Annotated in this window: 9 protein-coding genes; 8 read left to right on the forward strand and 1 reads right to left on the reverse strand. The window is 66.1% G+C overall.

Annotated features, from left to right (window positions below):
* Positions 1-43 precede the first annotated feature (43 nt).
* Positions 44-5,893, reverse strand: a complete 5,850-nt coding sequence (mnxG, locus tag BMY03_RS00650) for a manganese-oxidizing multicopper oxidase MnxG (protein WP_094009973.1) — start codon at positions 5,891-5,893, stop codon at positions 44-46.
* Positions 5,894-6,590: 697 nt separating this feature from the next.
* Between mnxG and BMY03_RS00655 the strand changes: the two genes are divergently transcribed.
* The 8 genes from BMY03_RS00655 to hbdH all read left to right on the forward strand — a co-directional run bounded on the left by BMY03_RS00655 (position 6,591) and on the right by hbdH (position 15,941).
* A complete protein-coding gene (locus BMY03_RS00655) occupies positions 6,591-7,652 on the forward strand; it encodes a 3-deoxy-7-phosphoheptulonate synthase (RefSeq protein WP_094009974.1) in 1,062 nt (353 codons plus the stop codon).
* Positions 7,653-7,731: 79 nt separating this feature from the next.
* Positions 7,732-8,013 (forward strand): peptidylprolyl isomerase, encoded by a 282-nt coding sequence (locus BMY03_RS00660; protein ID WP_094009975.1) that lies wholly within the window; start codon positions 7,732-7,734, stop codon positions 8,011-8,013.
* An 81-nt stretch (positions 8,014-8,094) separates the two neighbouring features.
* Positions 8,095-9,936, forward strand: coding sequence for an extracellular solute-binding protein (locus tag BMY03_RS00665; protein ID WP_094009976.1), 1,842 nt, complete (start codon positions 8,095-8,097; stop codon positions 9,934-9,936).
* A complete protein-coding gene (locus tag BMY03_RS00670; RefSeq protein WP_094009977.1) occupies positions 9,933-10,991 on the forward strand; it encodes a microcin C ABC transporter permease YejB in 1,059 nt (352 codons plus the stop codon). Before BMY03_RS00665 ends, BMY03_RS00670 begins: the two co-directional genes overlap by 4 nt.
* The gene (locus tag BMY03_RS00675; RefSeq protein WP_094009978.1) at positions 10,991-12,007 is read left to right on the forward strand and encodes an ABC transporter permease; all 1,017 of its coding nucleotides are present in this window, start codon (positions 10,991-10,993) and stop codon (positions 12,005-12,007) included. The genes BMY03_RS00670 and BMY03_RS00675 overlap by 1 nt, the downstream gene beginning before the upstream one ends.
* A 109-nt stretch (positions 12,008-12,116) precedes the next feature.
* Entirely contained in the window at positions 12,117-13,502 is a 1,386-nt protein-coding gene (locus BMY03_RS00680; protein WP_094009979.1) for a sigma-54 interaction domain-containing protein, read from the forward strand.
* A 265-nt stretch (positions 13,503-13,767) separates the two neighbouring features.
* Positions 13,768-15,159, forward strand: a complete 1,392-nt coding sequence (locus BMY03_RS00685; RefSeq protein ID WP_094009980.1) for a GntP family permease — start codon at positions 13,768-13,770, stop codon at positions 15,157-15,159.
* Between the two features lie 11 nt (positions 15,160-15,170).
* Positions 15,171-15,941 carry a 3-hydroxybutyrate dehydrogenase gene (hbdH, locus tag BMY03_RS00690; RefSeq protein WP_094009981.1) on the forward strand — a complete coding sequence of 257 codons (771 nt, stop codon included), beginning with the start codon at positions 15,171-15,173 and terminating at the stop codon, positions 15,939-15,941.
* Positions 15,942-15,947: the final 6 nt, after the last annotated feature.

The raw sequence follows: 15,947 nt of genomic DNA on the forward strand, positions 1-15,947 counted from the left end.
GCCTGGCGGCCTGACCACTTCCCGGTCAGGCCGCCAGGCCCCTTTACTGCGCAGGCGCCACCGCCGGCGGTTGCTCGTTGGTCACCCGCAGGATCCCCCACAGCCCGGATGTGTTGCCATATGCCGCATAGTCGCGGAACAGGTAATCCCCGGGCACCGCGTTGGCACCACCCGCGCTGGGCAGCATGAAGCTGAAGTGGGCCGCCGGCAGCACGCTTTCCTGTGCACCCACGTACATTGCCATCGGGTTGTAGCCGAAGCGCACCGAGCCGATACCCGGTACCCCCATGGGATAGCCGTCCACATCGCTTTTTTCGGCCTGGTAGTTGTGCACTGGCCACAGGTGCCCGTCCAGCTGGTAGGTCATGCCTCGGCTCCCGCCGCTTGGCATGACGACGTGGTTGCGTACTGGCTGGCCAGGCTTGGCGTATAGCACCGGTGTCAGCGGATCACCGCCAACCAGGGCATTGCTGTAGGCCATGTGGGCATTGGGTATGTCGGCGAAGCCCAGCCCGTTGGCATGACCGAACGGCGAGTCAGGCGCCATGTTGAAGCGCAGCCACAGCGGCTCGGTCTTGTAGTTGAGCGCCATGTTGCCGTTGTCCTGCGGATCACCTGCCGCGCCGTTGCCCTCGGTATTGATCCCCGCCACAGGCGCGCCGTCGGCCCAGCGCATGTTCAGCGCCCGCTGCCACACCGTGACGAAATCGCGGTAGTCAGCCTGGCCACTGACTTTCACTGTGGCTTGGGCGCGGCTGGCGCTATCCTCGGTCCAGGTGGCGTTCTGCGGCAGGATGCTCATGGCGCCCACCAGGCCTTTCTGCGGCTGCTTGATCACATCCGCCGGGGTCAGGTTGAGGCCGCCGAACTCGATGGCGGTGGTGTTGATGTTGTCCACCGTGCGACCCAATTGCAGGGTCGGCTTGCCTTCGCGTTCCAGATGCCCGGCATAGTACTGGTACACCTTGGTCGGATACGCGCCGCTGCTGCCAACGCGAGGCGGCACTGTCTGTACCGGGTTGAGCCCGACATTGACACCGTCCGACTTGGTGATGTCGTAGGCCAGCAGCTGCGCGTGCAGGCCCACGTGGCTGGACGGGCGCATCAGGTTGTTGGCGAAGGCCGTGGCGCCTTCTGCGTCAAAGCGGTCGCGCTTGACCACGTTATGCATCACGGCGGTGCTGGGCAAGTCGGGCATGACCAGGGGCAGGCGGTTTTCCAGGGTGACACTGATGCAGTCGCCCGCATTGGCCCGCAGGATCAGCGGCTCCACCGGCACCCCGGCCTTGAGCTTGCCGGTGTTCGGGTCAAGATCGGCCTTACGCACATAGAGGATCGCGGTCGGGTCATGCAGCGGCGCGCTGTGGCCGCCGATGGTGAAGGTCTCGCCATCCTCCGGGTCGATGCCGCTCACCAGCGGGATGCTGGTGCGCCGGCTGTTGAACACCAGCGTGCCGCCGTTAACCTTGAGCGGGCCGCCGACATGCTGGCCGGAGCCGTTGGGGTCATTGATGGCCACGTTGTTGCGATTTTCGAGTATATCGTTCGCCAGCGCCGCGACAACTTCGTAGCTGCGCTTGACCGTGGGACGAGTGCCGATGCCGTTGGGGTTGCTGGTGGTTTTCGGGCAGATACCATCGAAGTTGACGGTATTGCGCATGGCCACAGGCTGCGGATTATTGGGCAGCGGGAACAGGTCGGCGCGCTGGGCGGTGTAGTTGCGCATGATGCCCCAGATGCCGTTCCAGTAACCTTCCAGCGCCGCATCCAGGGAGTACAGGTAGTCACCGTTGGTGGCGGCGGAGCTGGAGATCATCGACACCGGCGCCATGAAGCCCAGTTGCTCGGAGATGCCGATCATCTGCGACGACTTCCACCCCGAGTTGGAGCTGTTGCCGAAGCCGGAGCCGTTCTGCAGCCACTTGACCCCATGGAGAGTGACGTTGTGCTCTTCCTCATGTCCACCGGCGTGCATGCGCAGGCGCACGTTATCGCCCGAATAGGTGCGCAGCATCGGCGTGAACGGGTCGCCCGGTTCGCTGCCGGATTTGTTGACGTGCGGTGGGAACAGTGTGGTGCCCCCCGTCGGGCCGACCGCCTGGGTAATCGCCGACGGCGCCAGGTTCATCGCGGGTATGGCGCGGTCGGTCCGGGACTGCAAGGCGTAACCCAGATCGCCGCCGGGGCCGTCGGCCTGCATGCCGCGCTTGCCGTCGGGGCCGACCTTGTTGGGATCGAACACACGCAGGGCCAGCGGTTCGTTGCGGTAGTTGACAACGAACATGCCGGGATCGTCCACCGAGATCGCCTGCGGGCATGGCCTGCTCGGGCAGCCAGGGTTGATGCCGCCGCGTTCCTCGACGATCGCCTCAAGCAGGGTGGAAGCCTTGCCGCGCACTGGCGGGTTGATGGCGTAGCGGAAGCTGTCGGCGGTGGCCGGATACGCCTGGCCATCGGGCACCCCGTTGGGACCGGCGCCGACATACACGCCGGCTTCATAGGCATGCTGGAAGTCGCTGTACTCGAGGAAGAACTCGCGGTAGCTGTCGTTCTTGCCATCGCCGTCGTGATCGCCGGTCTGGATCACCGCCTGCCACGAGGTCGGGCCGCCATCCTGGCGGGTCGCCGGGTTGTACAGCTGTTCGCCGGTCTCGGCGTGGTACCAGGTAGAGCCTGCGGGCTCGGCCAGCACGGTGGCGTACAGCCCGAGCTGCTGGTGGGTCGATGGGCCGAGGTGGTCATGGGTGAAGATGGTACCCAGGCCACGGTCGACGTTGTGCACGTTTACCAGGGGGTCGGCGAACCAGCGTTGCATCGCGCTGCGCGCGCCGAGCCAGTCGGCCCGGCCAAAGCGCCCGAAGTACGGATGCTGCTTGGCTTTCGGGCAGGCGGCGGTGCCGTCGCGGGTGTCACCCTCGGTGCAGTTGTTGAAGCTGCGAATGGCCTGCACGCGCTCGACCACGCTGCCGGGCGAGAGGATGCCGTCCTCGTAGTTCCAGCCGTTGGCCGAGCCGTCGGCGGCGGTCAGGTCCCATTTGGGCAGGTGGATATGCTGGCCGATCACGTCGGTCGGGGTGCGTACCTGGTAGTCGTCCATTTCATAGAACGACGGGATCAGGTTGGTGTGCACGTACTGGGTGCAGTCGAAGGTGTTCATGCGCATCACCAAGGGCTCTGGTGGGCGCTGTTTGGTGATCACCGGCCAGGCGTCTTCCCACAGGGCGAGGATGCGCGCCTGCGGGAAGTGGTAGCCGACCTTGTTGTACACCGCGTCGAACTGGATGTTGGCCGCCTTGTACATACGCGGCCGGTCGGCGGTGAAGGTGGACGAACCGCGGAAACTCATGCCGGTGAGGTTTTCGCCGCTGAAGAACTCGCCAACGCCCGCAGACTGGGTCAGGCGCTTGCCACGGTCGTCCATGCACGGCTCATAGTACGGCGCGCCCGCCGTCGGCAAGGCGCCGTTGGTGCGGAAGGCCTTGGCCACCGGCGCGCCGCCGGGGATCAGGGCGAAGCTTTGGTGCTCGGCCTTGGCGTGGAACTGCATGGCCGCCTGTTCGACCTCTGTGCCCTCTTCGGGTAGGTAGATCGGCTTGGCCTTGTGCACCACCTTGGAGAAGTCCAGCTTGGTGGTGGTGGTCACGGCGTCGCCACCGGCAGACACGCCGTCGAGGGTGTGCCGGCCAAGGCCGCCGTCCCAACCGTCGACCTGGTTGGGATCGAGGTTGGCCCACAGCGCCTTGCCGCTGTCCTTGAGCTGCCGGGCCATGGCCGGGTCGAGCATGTCCAGCGGCGGAGTCGGCGGACGCTGGCCGACGCTGCTCTCCATGCCGCCGATCCAGAACGGGTAGCCGGGGTTTTTCAGGCTGCCGTCAGCGTTGCGATTGGTCTCGCTGCGATCGACCAGCGCGAGGGAGCCAACCGCACGCGGCGTGGCGGGCTCGTCGGGGTGATCGTCGCCCTGCTCTTCTTCTTCATCGTCATGTTCGGCGACCAGGGCCTCGGCCAGCTTGGGCACCACCGTGACCTTGCCCGGCATCGGCGCCATGGCCTTGCCGGGCAGCGGCACGATGGCCGGGATCGGCGTGCCGGCGATGATCTCGCCGTCGGGCAGCGCCCGGGCACCCGGGGCCGGCTTGCCATTGCGCAGGGCGAACGGCGTGGTGTGGAAGCCGTTCTCGCCCTCGCCGCTGACCGCCAGGCGCGTGCCCGGCTCGAACACATCATGTACCCGCCACATGGCCCACATGCCCTGGGCGAAATGCGGGTAGAAATGGCAGTGGTAAATTGCATCGCCCGCCACCCGGTTGCGGTTGCCGGAGCCGCCGTTGGCAATTTCGTAGGTGTAGCCCACGCCTGGGCCTATGCCCTGAGCGTCGATGTAGTCGGAGTTGTCGTCGTTGGGGTTGAACAGCCACTGGTGCCCGTGCAGGTGGAAGATGTGCTGCTCGTGGCCATTGTGGGTGTTGCGGAACTTGGTGAAGTCACCGATGTAGCTGTGGTGGACGTTGGCCGGCTCCGCCGGGAACAAGGCCATGGTCGCCTTGACCCCGGTAGCGCTGGCTGGCGGCGTTTCGCCCGGGCGCATATGCTCCAGCCCGACGTTGGCCGGAATGTCCACCAGGGTGCCGATATCGCCCACCGTGTGGGCGCTGAGGAAAAATTCCTCATAGGCGCACGACAAGCAGTCGTGCATTGGCCCCACGCCGAGACGGTTGGCCACCACCTCGGCGCCCATGCCGCCAGAGCCGTAGTTGATCATGAAGGAGTCGCGGGTCGGCTCCAGCACATGGCCCATGACCGGGTCCGCCCAATAGCCGGGGAAAGCCTGGGTGCCAGCCACTTCGTCAGCGAACTGCGAGGCGAAGTCGCGGAAGGCTTCCAGCCGGTTGGGCAGCGCCGGGTTGCGCTTGCCGACGCTTTCCAGTGGGTAGGTGGCTTTCGGGAAACTGCCGTCGGGGTTGGGCCCCATGACAATGGCATCGGTCTCGCTATTAAGGATCTCCTCGCCGTCGACCATGGCGATGATCGGCTTGCCAGCCTTGCCTTCGGCGATCCATGGCTGGACTTGCGGATAGCGCGCCTGGTAGTCGATCACCGGCTGACCGGTGGCGGTGCGGCCGGTGGTGGCCAGGCGCATCTCCTCTTCGGTCAGGGTGTTGCGGTAAGTGCGACCGGCCTTGGGCACCACCACCACCTGACCGAACAGGCCGTTGGCGACGTTCCCGGCATTGCCCTCGCCGCCGAATGGCGCACCGCGGCTGGAGACCGCAAAGGCACCTTCGCGCTCGGCGTACAACGTATAGCTGCGGGTGCTGCCGGGTGTCACCAGGAAGTTGGCGTTGCGACCGGTGTTAGCCGAAATGTCGCCGATACTGTTGACCGCCTGCATGCCGTTGACCTGGAAGCCGACGTGGCGGTCGGTCACCTGTTCATCAGCAACAAGATTTTCGTTGCCCTGCTCGTCGAGTACGGCGCCCTCTGCTTCCTCGCCTTCAACTTCGTTCTCGTCGTGACCGATGCCGTGCTTGTTGGGATTGGCCTGATAAGCCAGCAGGTTGGTCAGGTTGACAGTCAGGCAATCACCGGCCGCCACTCGCAGCACAATCGGCCGCGGGCGCTTGTCCGGGCGCAGGGTGACCTTGCCTGGCACGGCGGCGCCGCCGTTGCTCAAGGGTACGCGGCGCTCATCCACCACGTCCTGGCGCAGGGCGAAGATCATGCCATTGGCGTTCTGCGCGCCCAGGCGGTTGAACATCAGTGGCTGATCCAGCGCCACCACGTTGGCCACCAGCGTGCGCTGGCACTGCACGGCGGCCTCGCTGGAGACCTGCCAGCCCAGCAAGGCCAGCAGCAAGGTGGACAGGACCAGGCCTTTGCGAGGGGTCGACATGGGGCACCTCCGGGGACACAGGGATACTGCGGGGAGGTGAGCAAGGCTTATGCCATGAATTTAGTCGTTGTTAATCAGATATTTGCGAGATGGAGAAGGATGAACTGGGCATTTTCCCCCTTAATTGGGGGCCGCATTGGAGCGCAGGCTAAAGGGCTGAAGCCGGGTCAATCGCCTCGATAGCATTTAGTGATTGAACACCCGAGCAAAGGTGCAGTAAGCTCGGTCCCAATCACTGGAGAGCAACATGTCGAAACAAACCCGCAACCACGCCAACCACACCGGTCGCTCCGCGCACCGCGTGCTGGCCGTTGCCGGTCGTAACGCCGTTGCCAGCTTTTATTTTGGGTATTGGTTTAGCCACTAGGCGCCGATTACCCATCCGGCGCCCACCTTCGAGGGGCCGCCGAACATGAGAATACTCAAACCCCCGGTCGGCTCCCCGACCGGGGGTTTTGCTTTTCCGGGCCCACGAAACATACCGATTACCTTGAGGACAGCGTCATGAACCACACCACCTACTACCGCACCTATGCATGGCGATTTAGCCAGTTCCGTTCGGGCCAGCCTGCCGCCTCCGTTCGGTCGATTTCCGGTGGCAATGCCGCACAGACACCCCATTTGACGATCAGTCGAACACCTCTATAGGGCCGACCGCGCGGGCCAGAACCCGCCGTCCGCCCAGGGAAAAAACGCCATGCAAGCCTCGAATCTCGCCCTGCCCCTGACCCAGCCGCACGCAGCCAACACCACCGTCAGCCAGCGCCTGCCCAGCCCGCACCTGCTCAAGCAGCAGATGCCGCTGTCCAGCGAACTCACCCAGCAAGTCCATGCCCAGCGCCAGGCGATCCGCGCCATTCTCGAAGGCCGCGACGAACGCCTGCTGGTGGTGGTCGGCCCCTGCTCGATCCATGATCCGCGCTCTGCCCTCGAGTACGCCGACCGCCTGGCCGCGCTCAGCCGCGAGGTCGACGACAAGCTGCTGCTGGTGATGCGCGCCTACGTGGAAAAGCCGCGCACCACCGTGGGCTGGAAAGGCCTGGCCTACGATCCGCACCTCGACGGCAGCGATGACATGCACGCCGGCATCGCCCTGTCCCGCGGCCTGATGCTGGGCATGCTCGAGCGCGGCCTGCCGATCACCACCGAGCTGCTGCAGCCGATGGCTGCCGGCTACTTCGACGACCTGCTGGGCTGGGCCGCCATCGGCGCGCGCACCACCGAGTCGCAGATTCACCGCGAGATGGTCAGTGGCCTGGAGCTGCCGGTCGGCTTCAAGAACGGCACCGACGGCGGCATCGGCATCGCCTGCGACGCCATGCGCAGCGCCGCCCACCCGCATCGTCACTTCGGCATGGACACGCAGGGCCACCCGGCGATCATCGAGACCCTGGGCAACCCCGACACCCACCTGGTGCTGCGCGGCGGGCACAAGGGCCCGAACTACGACGCCCAGAGCGTCGCCCTGGCGCGTCAGGGTCTGGCCAAGGCAGGTCTGGCGCCACGCATCATGGTCGACTGCAGCCACGCCAACAGCGGCAAGGATCCGGCGCGCCAGCCGGCGGTGTTCGAGGACGTGCTGGCCCAGCGCCTGGGCGGTGACCGCTCGCTGCTCGGGGTGATGCTCGAGGGCCACCTGTTCGACGGCTGCCAGACTCTCGGCAAAGGCGCGCTGAAGTACGGCGTGTCGATCACCGACGGCTGCCTGGGCTGGGACGCAACGCAAGCACTGCTGCGCGACGCCGCCGCGCGCCTGTGAGTCTCTGCGGCAAGCCTGGCGAGACAGGGCACGAGCAAGTGCGCTAGGCTTGCCTTTTCGAACCTAAGGAGCAGTACCCATGGCCCGAGCCACCGCCCGCCACATCCTGGTTGCCAGCGAAGACAAGTGCAACGAACTCAAAGCGCAGATCGAAGCTGGCGCCGACTTCGCCGAAGTCGCCAAGGCCAACTCTACCTGCCCATCCAGCCGCCAGGGCGGCGACCTGGGCTCGTTCGGCCCGGGCCAGATGGTTCGCGAGTTCGATACCGTGGTCTTCAGCGCGCCGCTGAACGTCGTCCAGGGCCCGGTGAAGACCCAGTTCGGCTACCACCTGCTGGAAGTGACCAGCCGCCAGGACTGATCCGGCATTGCCGTGCTCGTTCCTGTAGGAGCGAACGTTGTGGGAGCGGGCTTGCCCCGCTCCCACAAAAGCCGTTTCGACATGATCATGCGCTGTGTGGTTGCAAGTTGCGTGTGCCTGATCCTGCCGTTTTCACTACAGGCCGCCCCCACCCACGCCCTCACCGTCTACGGTGAAGCCCCCCGCTATCCCGCGAACTTCCACCACTTCGACTACGTCAACCCTGGCGCCCCCAAGGGCGGCAGCCTGCGCCGCTCGGCCATCGAGATCGGCCAGTTCGACCATATCCTGCCCTATATCGACAAGGGCATCGGCGTCAGCCAGGTCGACGGCTGGTTATATGCGCCGCTGGCCATACGCTCGCTCGACGAGCCCTACACCGTCTACGGCCTGATCGCCCAGCGCCTGGAGCGCGGCCCCGACGACGCCTGGTTGCGCTTCTACCTCGACCCGCGCGCCACTTTCGCCGACGGCAATCCGGTGCGCGCCGAGGATGTGCGCTTCAGCTACGACCTGCTGATGAGCCAGGGCAGCCTCAAGTTCCGCACCCAGTTTGCCGACGTCGCCGGGGTCACCGTCGAAGGCCCGCGCCAGGTGCGCTTCGACTTCAAGCAGCCCCATGGCCGCACCCTGCCGCTGGAGCTGGCCGGCCTGCCGGTGCTGCCCGAGCATGACTGGCGCCAGCGCGACTTCGCCAACGGCGGCGGCTTCGACAAACCCGTTGGCAGCGGCCCCTATCGCATCGGCAGGATCGACAACGGCCGCAGCATCACCTTCGAGCGCGATGCGAACTGGTGGGCGCGGGACCTGCCGGTCGCACGCGGGCTGTACAACTTCGCCCGCATTAGCGTCGAATTCTTCGGCGACACCGAAGTGGCCCGCCAGGTACTCAAGGGCGGTGGCTACGACTACAACCGCGAGTACTCCGCCACCGCCTACACCCTCGGCTACAACGGCGCGGCCCTGGATGACGGGCGCCTGCGCCGTGCCCACCTGGGCCCAGCCAAGCCGCAGATCGCCCAGGGCTTCGTGTTCAACCTGGACCAGCCGCAGTTCAAGGACCGCCGCGTGCGCCAGGCCCTGGCCATGCTCTGGGATTTCGAGTGGAGCAACCGGCAGATGATGCGCAACATGTACATCCGCCAACAGAGCCTGTACGCCAACACGCCGCTGGCCGCCCGCGCCCTGCCCGACGCAGAGGAACTCAAGCTGCTCGAGCCGCTGCGCGGCCAGGTGCCGGACGAAGTGTTCAGCCAGGTGTTCAATGCGCCAGTCACCGACGGCTCCGGCATCATCCGCCAGCAGCAGTTGCAGGCGCTGGCCTTGCTGCAGGAAGCCGGCTGGCATCCCCAGGGCGATCGACTGGTCAACGCCCAGGGCCAGCCGCTGAGCTTCACCTTCCTCAATGGTCAGTCAGGCCTGGAGCGCCTGCTGCTGCCGTGGAAGCGCAACCTGGCGCAGATCGGCGTCGAGCTGAACATCCGCAACGTCGACGCCGCCCAGTACGTCAACCGCGTGATGGCCCGCGACTATGACATGATCGTCACCGGCTACCCGGTGACCCTGTCGCCGGGCAGCGAGCAGTACAACTACTTCGGTTCCGCAGCGGCCAACGACCCCGGCTCGAACAATCTGATGGTGCTCAAGGACCCGGCGGTGGACCGCCTGCTCGACGGTCTGGTGCGCGCCAACAGCCAGGCTGACATGCTGCGTCACGCCCGCGCCCTGGACCGGGTGCTGCAATGGAACTACTACTGGATCCCCAACTACTACCCGCCTGGCAGCTCGACGGTGTGGTGGAACCGCTTCGGCCTGCCCAAGGTGCAGGCGGCCTATGACGAAGGCCTGGACACCTGGTGGGAAGTCAGCCCACGGGCACTGACCACCCAACAGATGGCCGAGCGCCTGGGGAAAGGGCCATGACCACCTACATCCTGCGCCGCCTGCTGCTGATCATTCCCACCCTGCTGGCGATCCTGCTGGTGAACTTCGCCATCGTCCAGGCCGCGCCCGGCGGGCCGGTGGAACAGGCCGTGGCGCGCCTGCAGGGTATCGGCGGCGGCGCGCCTGGTGCACGGGTCGAGGCGGTGCAAGGCGGGTCCCGCGCCACCCGTGGCCTGGACCCCAAGCTGATCGAGGAGATCAAGCGCCAGTACGGCTTCGACAAGTCCGCGCCCGAACGCCTGTGGCTGATGCTCGGACAGTACGCCCGATTGGACTTCGGGCAGAGTTTCTTCCGCGGCGCCAAAGTCACCGACCTGATCGTGCAGAAACTGCCGGTGACCCTGTCGCTGGGCTTCTGGGCCACGCTGATCACCTACCTGGTGTCGATCCCGCTGGGCATCCGCAAGGCGGTACGCCATGGCAGCCGCTTTGATGCCTGGAGCAGCGCGCTGATCGTGATCGGCTACGCCTTGCCATCGTTCCTGTTCGCCCTGCTGCTGATCGTGCTGTTCGCTGGCGGTACCTCACTCAACTGGTTCCCGGTGCGCGGCCTGGTCTCCGACGATTTCGACCAGCTCAGCCTGCTGGGCAAGGTCGCCGACTACTTCTGGCACCTGGTGCTGCCGGTCGGCGCCCTGGTGATCGGCGGCTTCGCTACCCTGACCCTGCTGACCAAGAACGCCTTCCTCGACGAGATCGCGCGCCAGTACGTGGTCACCGCCCGGGCCAAGGGCCTGAGCGAACGGCGCGTGTTATACGGCCATGTGCTGCGCAACGCCATGTTGCTGGTGGTGGCTGGGCTACCCCAGGCGCTGATCACGGTGTTCTTCGCGGGCTCCCTGCTGATCGAGGTGATCTTCTCCCTCGATGGCCTCGGGCGTATGAGCTACGAGGCAGCGGTGTCGCGGGACTACCCGGTGGTGTTTGGCACCCTGTTCATCTTTACCCTGGCCGGGCTGTTGATCCGCCTGCTGGGCGACCTGTGCTACACGGTGCTCGACCCGCGCATCGACTTCGACGCGAGGGGCCACTGATGTTCTCGCCCATCGCCCGGCGCCGGCTGCGCCGCTTTCGCGACAACCGCCGCGGCTGGATCTCGCTGTGGCTGTTCGCCGGGCTGTTGCTGCTGAGCCTGGGGGCGGAGCTGGTGGCCAATGACAAGCCCTTGCTGCTCGGCTACCAGGGCGAGCTGTACACCCCGGCGCTCAAGCGCTACACCGAGCAGCAGTTCGGCGGGCAACTGCCGTTCCAGCCCGACTACCGCAGCCAATACGTGCGTCAGCTGATCGAGGGCCAGGGCGGCTGGATGCTCTTCGCGCCGATCCCGTTCAGCGCCGACACGCCCAACTACGACCTGCAGGTGCCCACCCCCAGCCCGCCCAGCACGAGCAACTGGCTGGGTACCGACGACCAGGGCCGCGACGTGCTGGCGCGGGTGCTGTACGGCACGCGGGTCTCGCTGCTGTTCGCTTTCGCCCTGACCCTGCTCAGCGTGCTGATCGGCGTCACGGCCGGCGCCCTGCAGGGCTACCACGGCGGCTGGGTCGACCTGCTCGGCCAGCGCCTGCTGGAGGTGTGGTCGGGGTTGCCGGTGCTGTACCTGCTGATCATCCTGTCAGGGTTCGTCGAGCCGGATTTCTGGTGGTTGCTGGGGATCATGGCGCTGTTCTCCTGGCTGACCCTGGTGGATGTGGTACGCGCCGAGTTCCTGCGTGGGCGCAACCTGGAATACGTCAAGGCCGCTCGCGCACTGGGGCTTTCCGATACCCAGGTGATGCTGCGGCATATCCTGCCCAACGCCCTCAACGCGACCCTGACCTACGTGCCGTTCATGCTCACCGGGGCGATCACCACCCTGACCGCGCTGGACTTCCTCGGCTTCGGCATGCCCGCCGGCAGCGCCTCGCTGGGCGAGCTGGTGACCCAGGGCAAGCAGCACCTCGAGGCGCCGTGGCTAGGTTTCACCGCATTCTTTGCCCTGGCGCTGATCCTGTCGTTGCTGGTATTCATCGGCGATGCGCTGCGCGAGGCGTTCGACCCGCGCAGGTGATCGCTTGTACCGGCCTCATCGCCGGCAAGCCGGCTCCCACAGGGTTCGCGCTATCTCTGGAGCCGGCTTGCCGGCGATGAGGCCTTCACGTCCAACCCAAGGCCAATACATGCACGACAACCTCAAGGACTACCCCCAGGTTCGCCAACTGGCCATACGCTCGCTGTTCGAGATCATCGAGCAGTCCAGCGAAGGCACGGTGATCGTCGACCGCCAGGCGCGCATCGTCTGGATGAACGAGCGCTATGCCCGCCGCTTCGGCCTGGAGGACGCCGCCAGCGCCATCGGCAAACCGTGCGAGACGGTGATCCCCGGTAGCCTGATGCGCGAGGTGGTGAGCAACGGCAAGCCGATCCTGCTGGACATGCTCGACACGCCGAACGAACCGCTGGTGGTGATGCGCCTGCCGATCCACGACGACCAGGGCGCGCTGATCGGCGCCATCGGCTTCGCCCTGTTCGACGAGCTGCGCAGCCTGTCGCCGCTGCTCAAGCGCTACGCCAGCATGCAGCAGGAGCTGGCCTCGACCCGCTCGCAGCTGCGCGCGCGCCAGGCCCGCTACAGCTTCGCCCAGTTCGTCGGCAGCAGCCCCGCCTGCCTCGAGGCCAAGCGCCGCGCCCGGCGTGGGGCCGGCAGCGACTCGCCGGTACTGTTGCTGGGCGAGACCGGCACCGGCAAGGAACTGCTGGCCCATGCCATCCATGCCGCCTCGGCCCGCGCGCACAAGGCCTTTGTCAGCATCAACAGCGCGGCGATCCCCGAAGCGTTGCTCGAAGCCGAGTTCTTCGGCACCGCCCCAGGCGCCTTCACCGGCGCCGACCGCAAGGGGCGCAGCGGCAAGCTGCAACTGGCCGAGGGTGGCACGCTGTTCCTCGACGAGATCGGCGACATGCCGCTGACCCTGCAAAGCAAGCTGTTGCGCGTGCTGCAGGAAAAGGAATACGAGCCGGTGGGCAGCAACCAGATGCTGCGCAGCGACGTGCGGATCATCGCCGCTACCTCCATCGACCTGCAGGCGGCCATGGCCCGGGGTGCGTTCCGCGCCGACCTGTACTACCGGCTGAACGTGCTGCCGGTGCAGGTGCCGCCGCTGCGCGAACGCCTGGAGGACCTGCCGGCGCTGTGCGAGGCGATCCTCGCCGAATTGGGCAGCCAGTACGAGCTGGAGGCCGAGGCCCAAGCGTTGTTGCGGCGCCATGCCTGGCCAGGGAATATCCGTGAGCTGCGCAACGTGCTGGAGCGGGCGACCCTGCTGGCGGACCAGCCGCGACTGGGCGTGCATGACCTGGCGAACGCACTGGGGCCGTTGAGCCCGGTGGCATTGGCCGCGCCAGCGCTGGATTACCGCCAGGCATGTGCCCAGTTCGAGCGAGGATTGATTGTCGATGCCTTGGCGCGCAGCGCCGGAAATGTGCCGGAGGCGGCGCAGGCATTGGGCCTGGGACGGTCGACGCTGTACAAGAAAATGGCGGCGCTGGAAATCGAGTCTCAATAAAGAGATCACTACCTCTAAATTGAGACTATTGTGAGGGCTGCGCCCTCGATCGCCGGCGAGCCGGCTCCCACAGGGGCGTACCGCGATCAACTGTGAGAGCCGGCTTGCCGGCAATGGGCCGCGGCGCGCGCCCACTTTCTCAAATCAGAGACACTGAGCTTCAGGGAAATAATAAAACACAATAAATTCAATGACTTAGTAACTTGGCACGATTTCCGCTATCTGCATTCCAACCATAAAAACAACAGTTGGAGATCCCCTTAGGATGACCGTGCTCATCGCCCTGGCCGCCCTGGCCCTGCTGATGCTCGCTGCATACCGCGGCTACAGCGTGATCCTCTTCGCGCCCATCGCCGCCCTCGGCGCGGTGCTGCTCACCGACCCCGCCGCCGTGGCCCCGGCCTTCACCGGGGTGTTCATGGAGAAAATGGTCGGCTTCATCAAGCTCTACTTCCCGGTGTTCCTGCTAGGCGCGGTGTTCGGCAAGCTGATCGAGCTGTCGGGCTTCTCGCGCTCGATCGTCGCCGCCGCCATCCGCCTGCTCGGCACCCGCCAGGCCATGCTGGTGATCGTGCTGGTCTGCGCCCTGCTCACCTACGGCGGTGTGTCGCTGTTCGTTGTGGTGTTCGCGGTATACCCATTCGCCGCCGAGATGTTCCGCCAGAGCGACATCCCCAAGCGGCTGATCCCGGCGACCATCGCCCTGGGCGCGTTCTCCTTCACCATGGACGCCCTGCCCGGCACTCCGCAGATCCAGAACATCATCCCCAGCACATTCTTCAACACCACCGCCTGGGCCGCGCCCTGGCTGGGCCTGACCGGCACATTGTTCGTGTTCAGCGCCGGCATGCTCTACCTGCAACGCCAGCGCAACAAGGCCCAGCGCAAGGGCGAAGGCTATGGCAGCAACCTGCGCAACGAACCGGAGACCGCCGACGACATCGCCCTGCCCAATCCCTGGCTGGCCCTGGCGCCGCTGCTTCTGGTAGGCGTGATGAACCTGCTGTTCACCCACTGGATCCCGCATTGGTACGGCACCAGCCACACCCTGCAACTGCCGGGCATGGCCGCGCCGGTGCAGAGCGACGTGGCCAAGCTCACGGCGATCTGGGCGGTGCAGGCGGCGTTGCTGGTGGGCATCCTGATGGTGCTGGTGTGCGCCTTCGGCACCATTCGCCAGCGCCTGGCCGAAGGCACCAAGAGCGCGGTGAGCGGCGCCTTGCTGGCAGCGATGAACACGGCCTCGGAATACGGCTTCGGCGCCGTGATCGCCTCGCTGCCTGGTTTCCTGGTACTGGCCGACGCCCTGCGCGGCATCCCCAACCCGCTGGTCAACGAAGCCATCACCGTCACCCTGCTTGCCGGCATCACCGGCTCCGCCTCCGGCGGCATGAGCATCGCCCTGGCAGCCATGAGCGACAGTTTCATCGCCGCCGCCAACGCCGCCAACATCCCGCTGGAGGTGCTGCACCGGGTCGCCGCCATGGCCAGCGGCGGCATGGACACCCTGCCGCACAACGGCGCGGTGATCACCTTGCTGGCGGTCACCGGGTTGACCCACCGCGAAGCCTACAAGGACATTTTCGGTATTACCCTGATCAAGACCCTGGCCGTGTTCGTGGTCATCGCCACGTTCTACGCCACCGGCATCGTATGAAGGAGAAAGGCATGACGCTCAAAGGCAAGACCGCACTGGTCACCGGTTCCACCAGCGGCATCGGCTTGGGAATAGCCCAAGTGCTGGCCGAGGCCGGCGCCGATATCCTGCTCAACGGTTTCGGCGACCCGGCCGCGGCCATCGCCGAGATCAGGCGGTTCGGGGTCAAGGTCGCCCATCATCCGGCCGATCTGTCCGACGTCGCACAAATCGAGCAAATGTTCGCCCTGGCCGAGCGCGAGTTCGGCGCGGTCGACATCCTCGTCAACAATGCCGGCATCCAGCATGTGGCACCGGTCGAGCAGTTTCCGGTGGAGGCCTGGGACAAGATCATCGCCCTGAACCTCTCGGCGGTGTTCCATGGCAGCCGCCTGGTGTTGCCAGGCATGCGCGCGCGCGGCTGGGGGCGGATCGTCAATATCGCCTCGGTGCACGGCCTGGTCGGTTCCACCGGCAAGGCCGCCTACGTGGCCGCCAAGCATGGCGTGGTCGGCCTGACCAAGGTGATCGGCCTGGAGACCGCCACCAGCAACGTCACCTGCAACGCCATCTGCCCGGGGTGGGTACTGACGCCGCTGGTGCAGAAGCAGATTGACGACCGCGCCGCCGGCGGTGGCGATGCACAGCAGGCGCAACACGACCTGCTGGCCGAGAAGCAGCCCTCCCTCGCCTTCGTCACCCCTCGCCACCTCGGCGAACTGGTGCTGTTCCTGTGCAGCGAGGCCGGCAGCCAGGTCCGTGGCGCCGCCTGGAACGTCGATGGCGGTTGGCTCGCCCAGTAAAGGCTA

Source organism: Pseudomonas soli (genome assembly GCF_900110655.1).
Classification (GTDB): Bacteria; Pseudomonadota; Gammaproteobacteria; order Pseudomonadales; family Pseudomonadaceae; genus Aquipseudomonas; species Aquipseudomonas soli.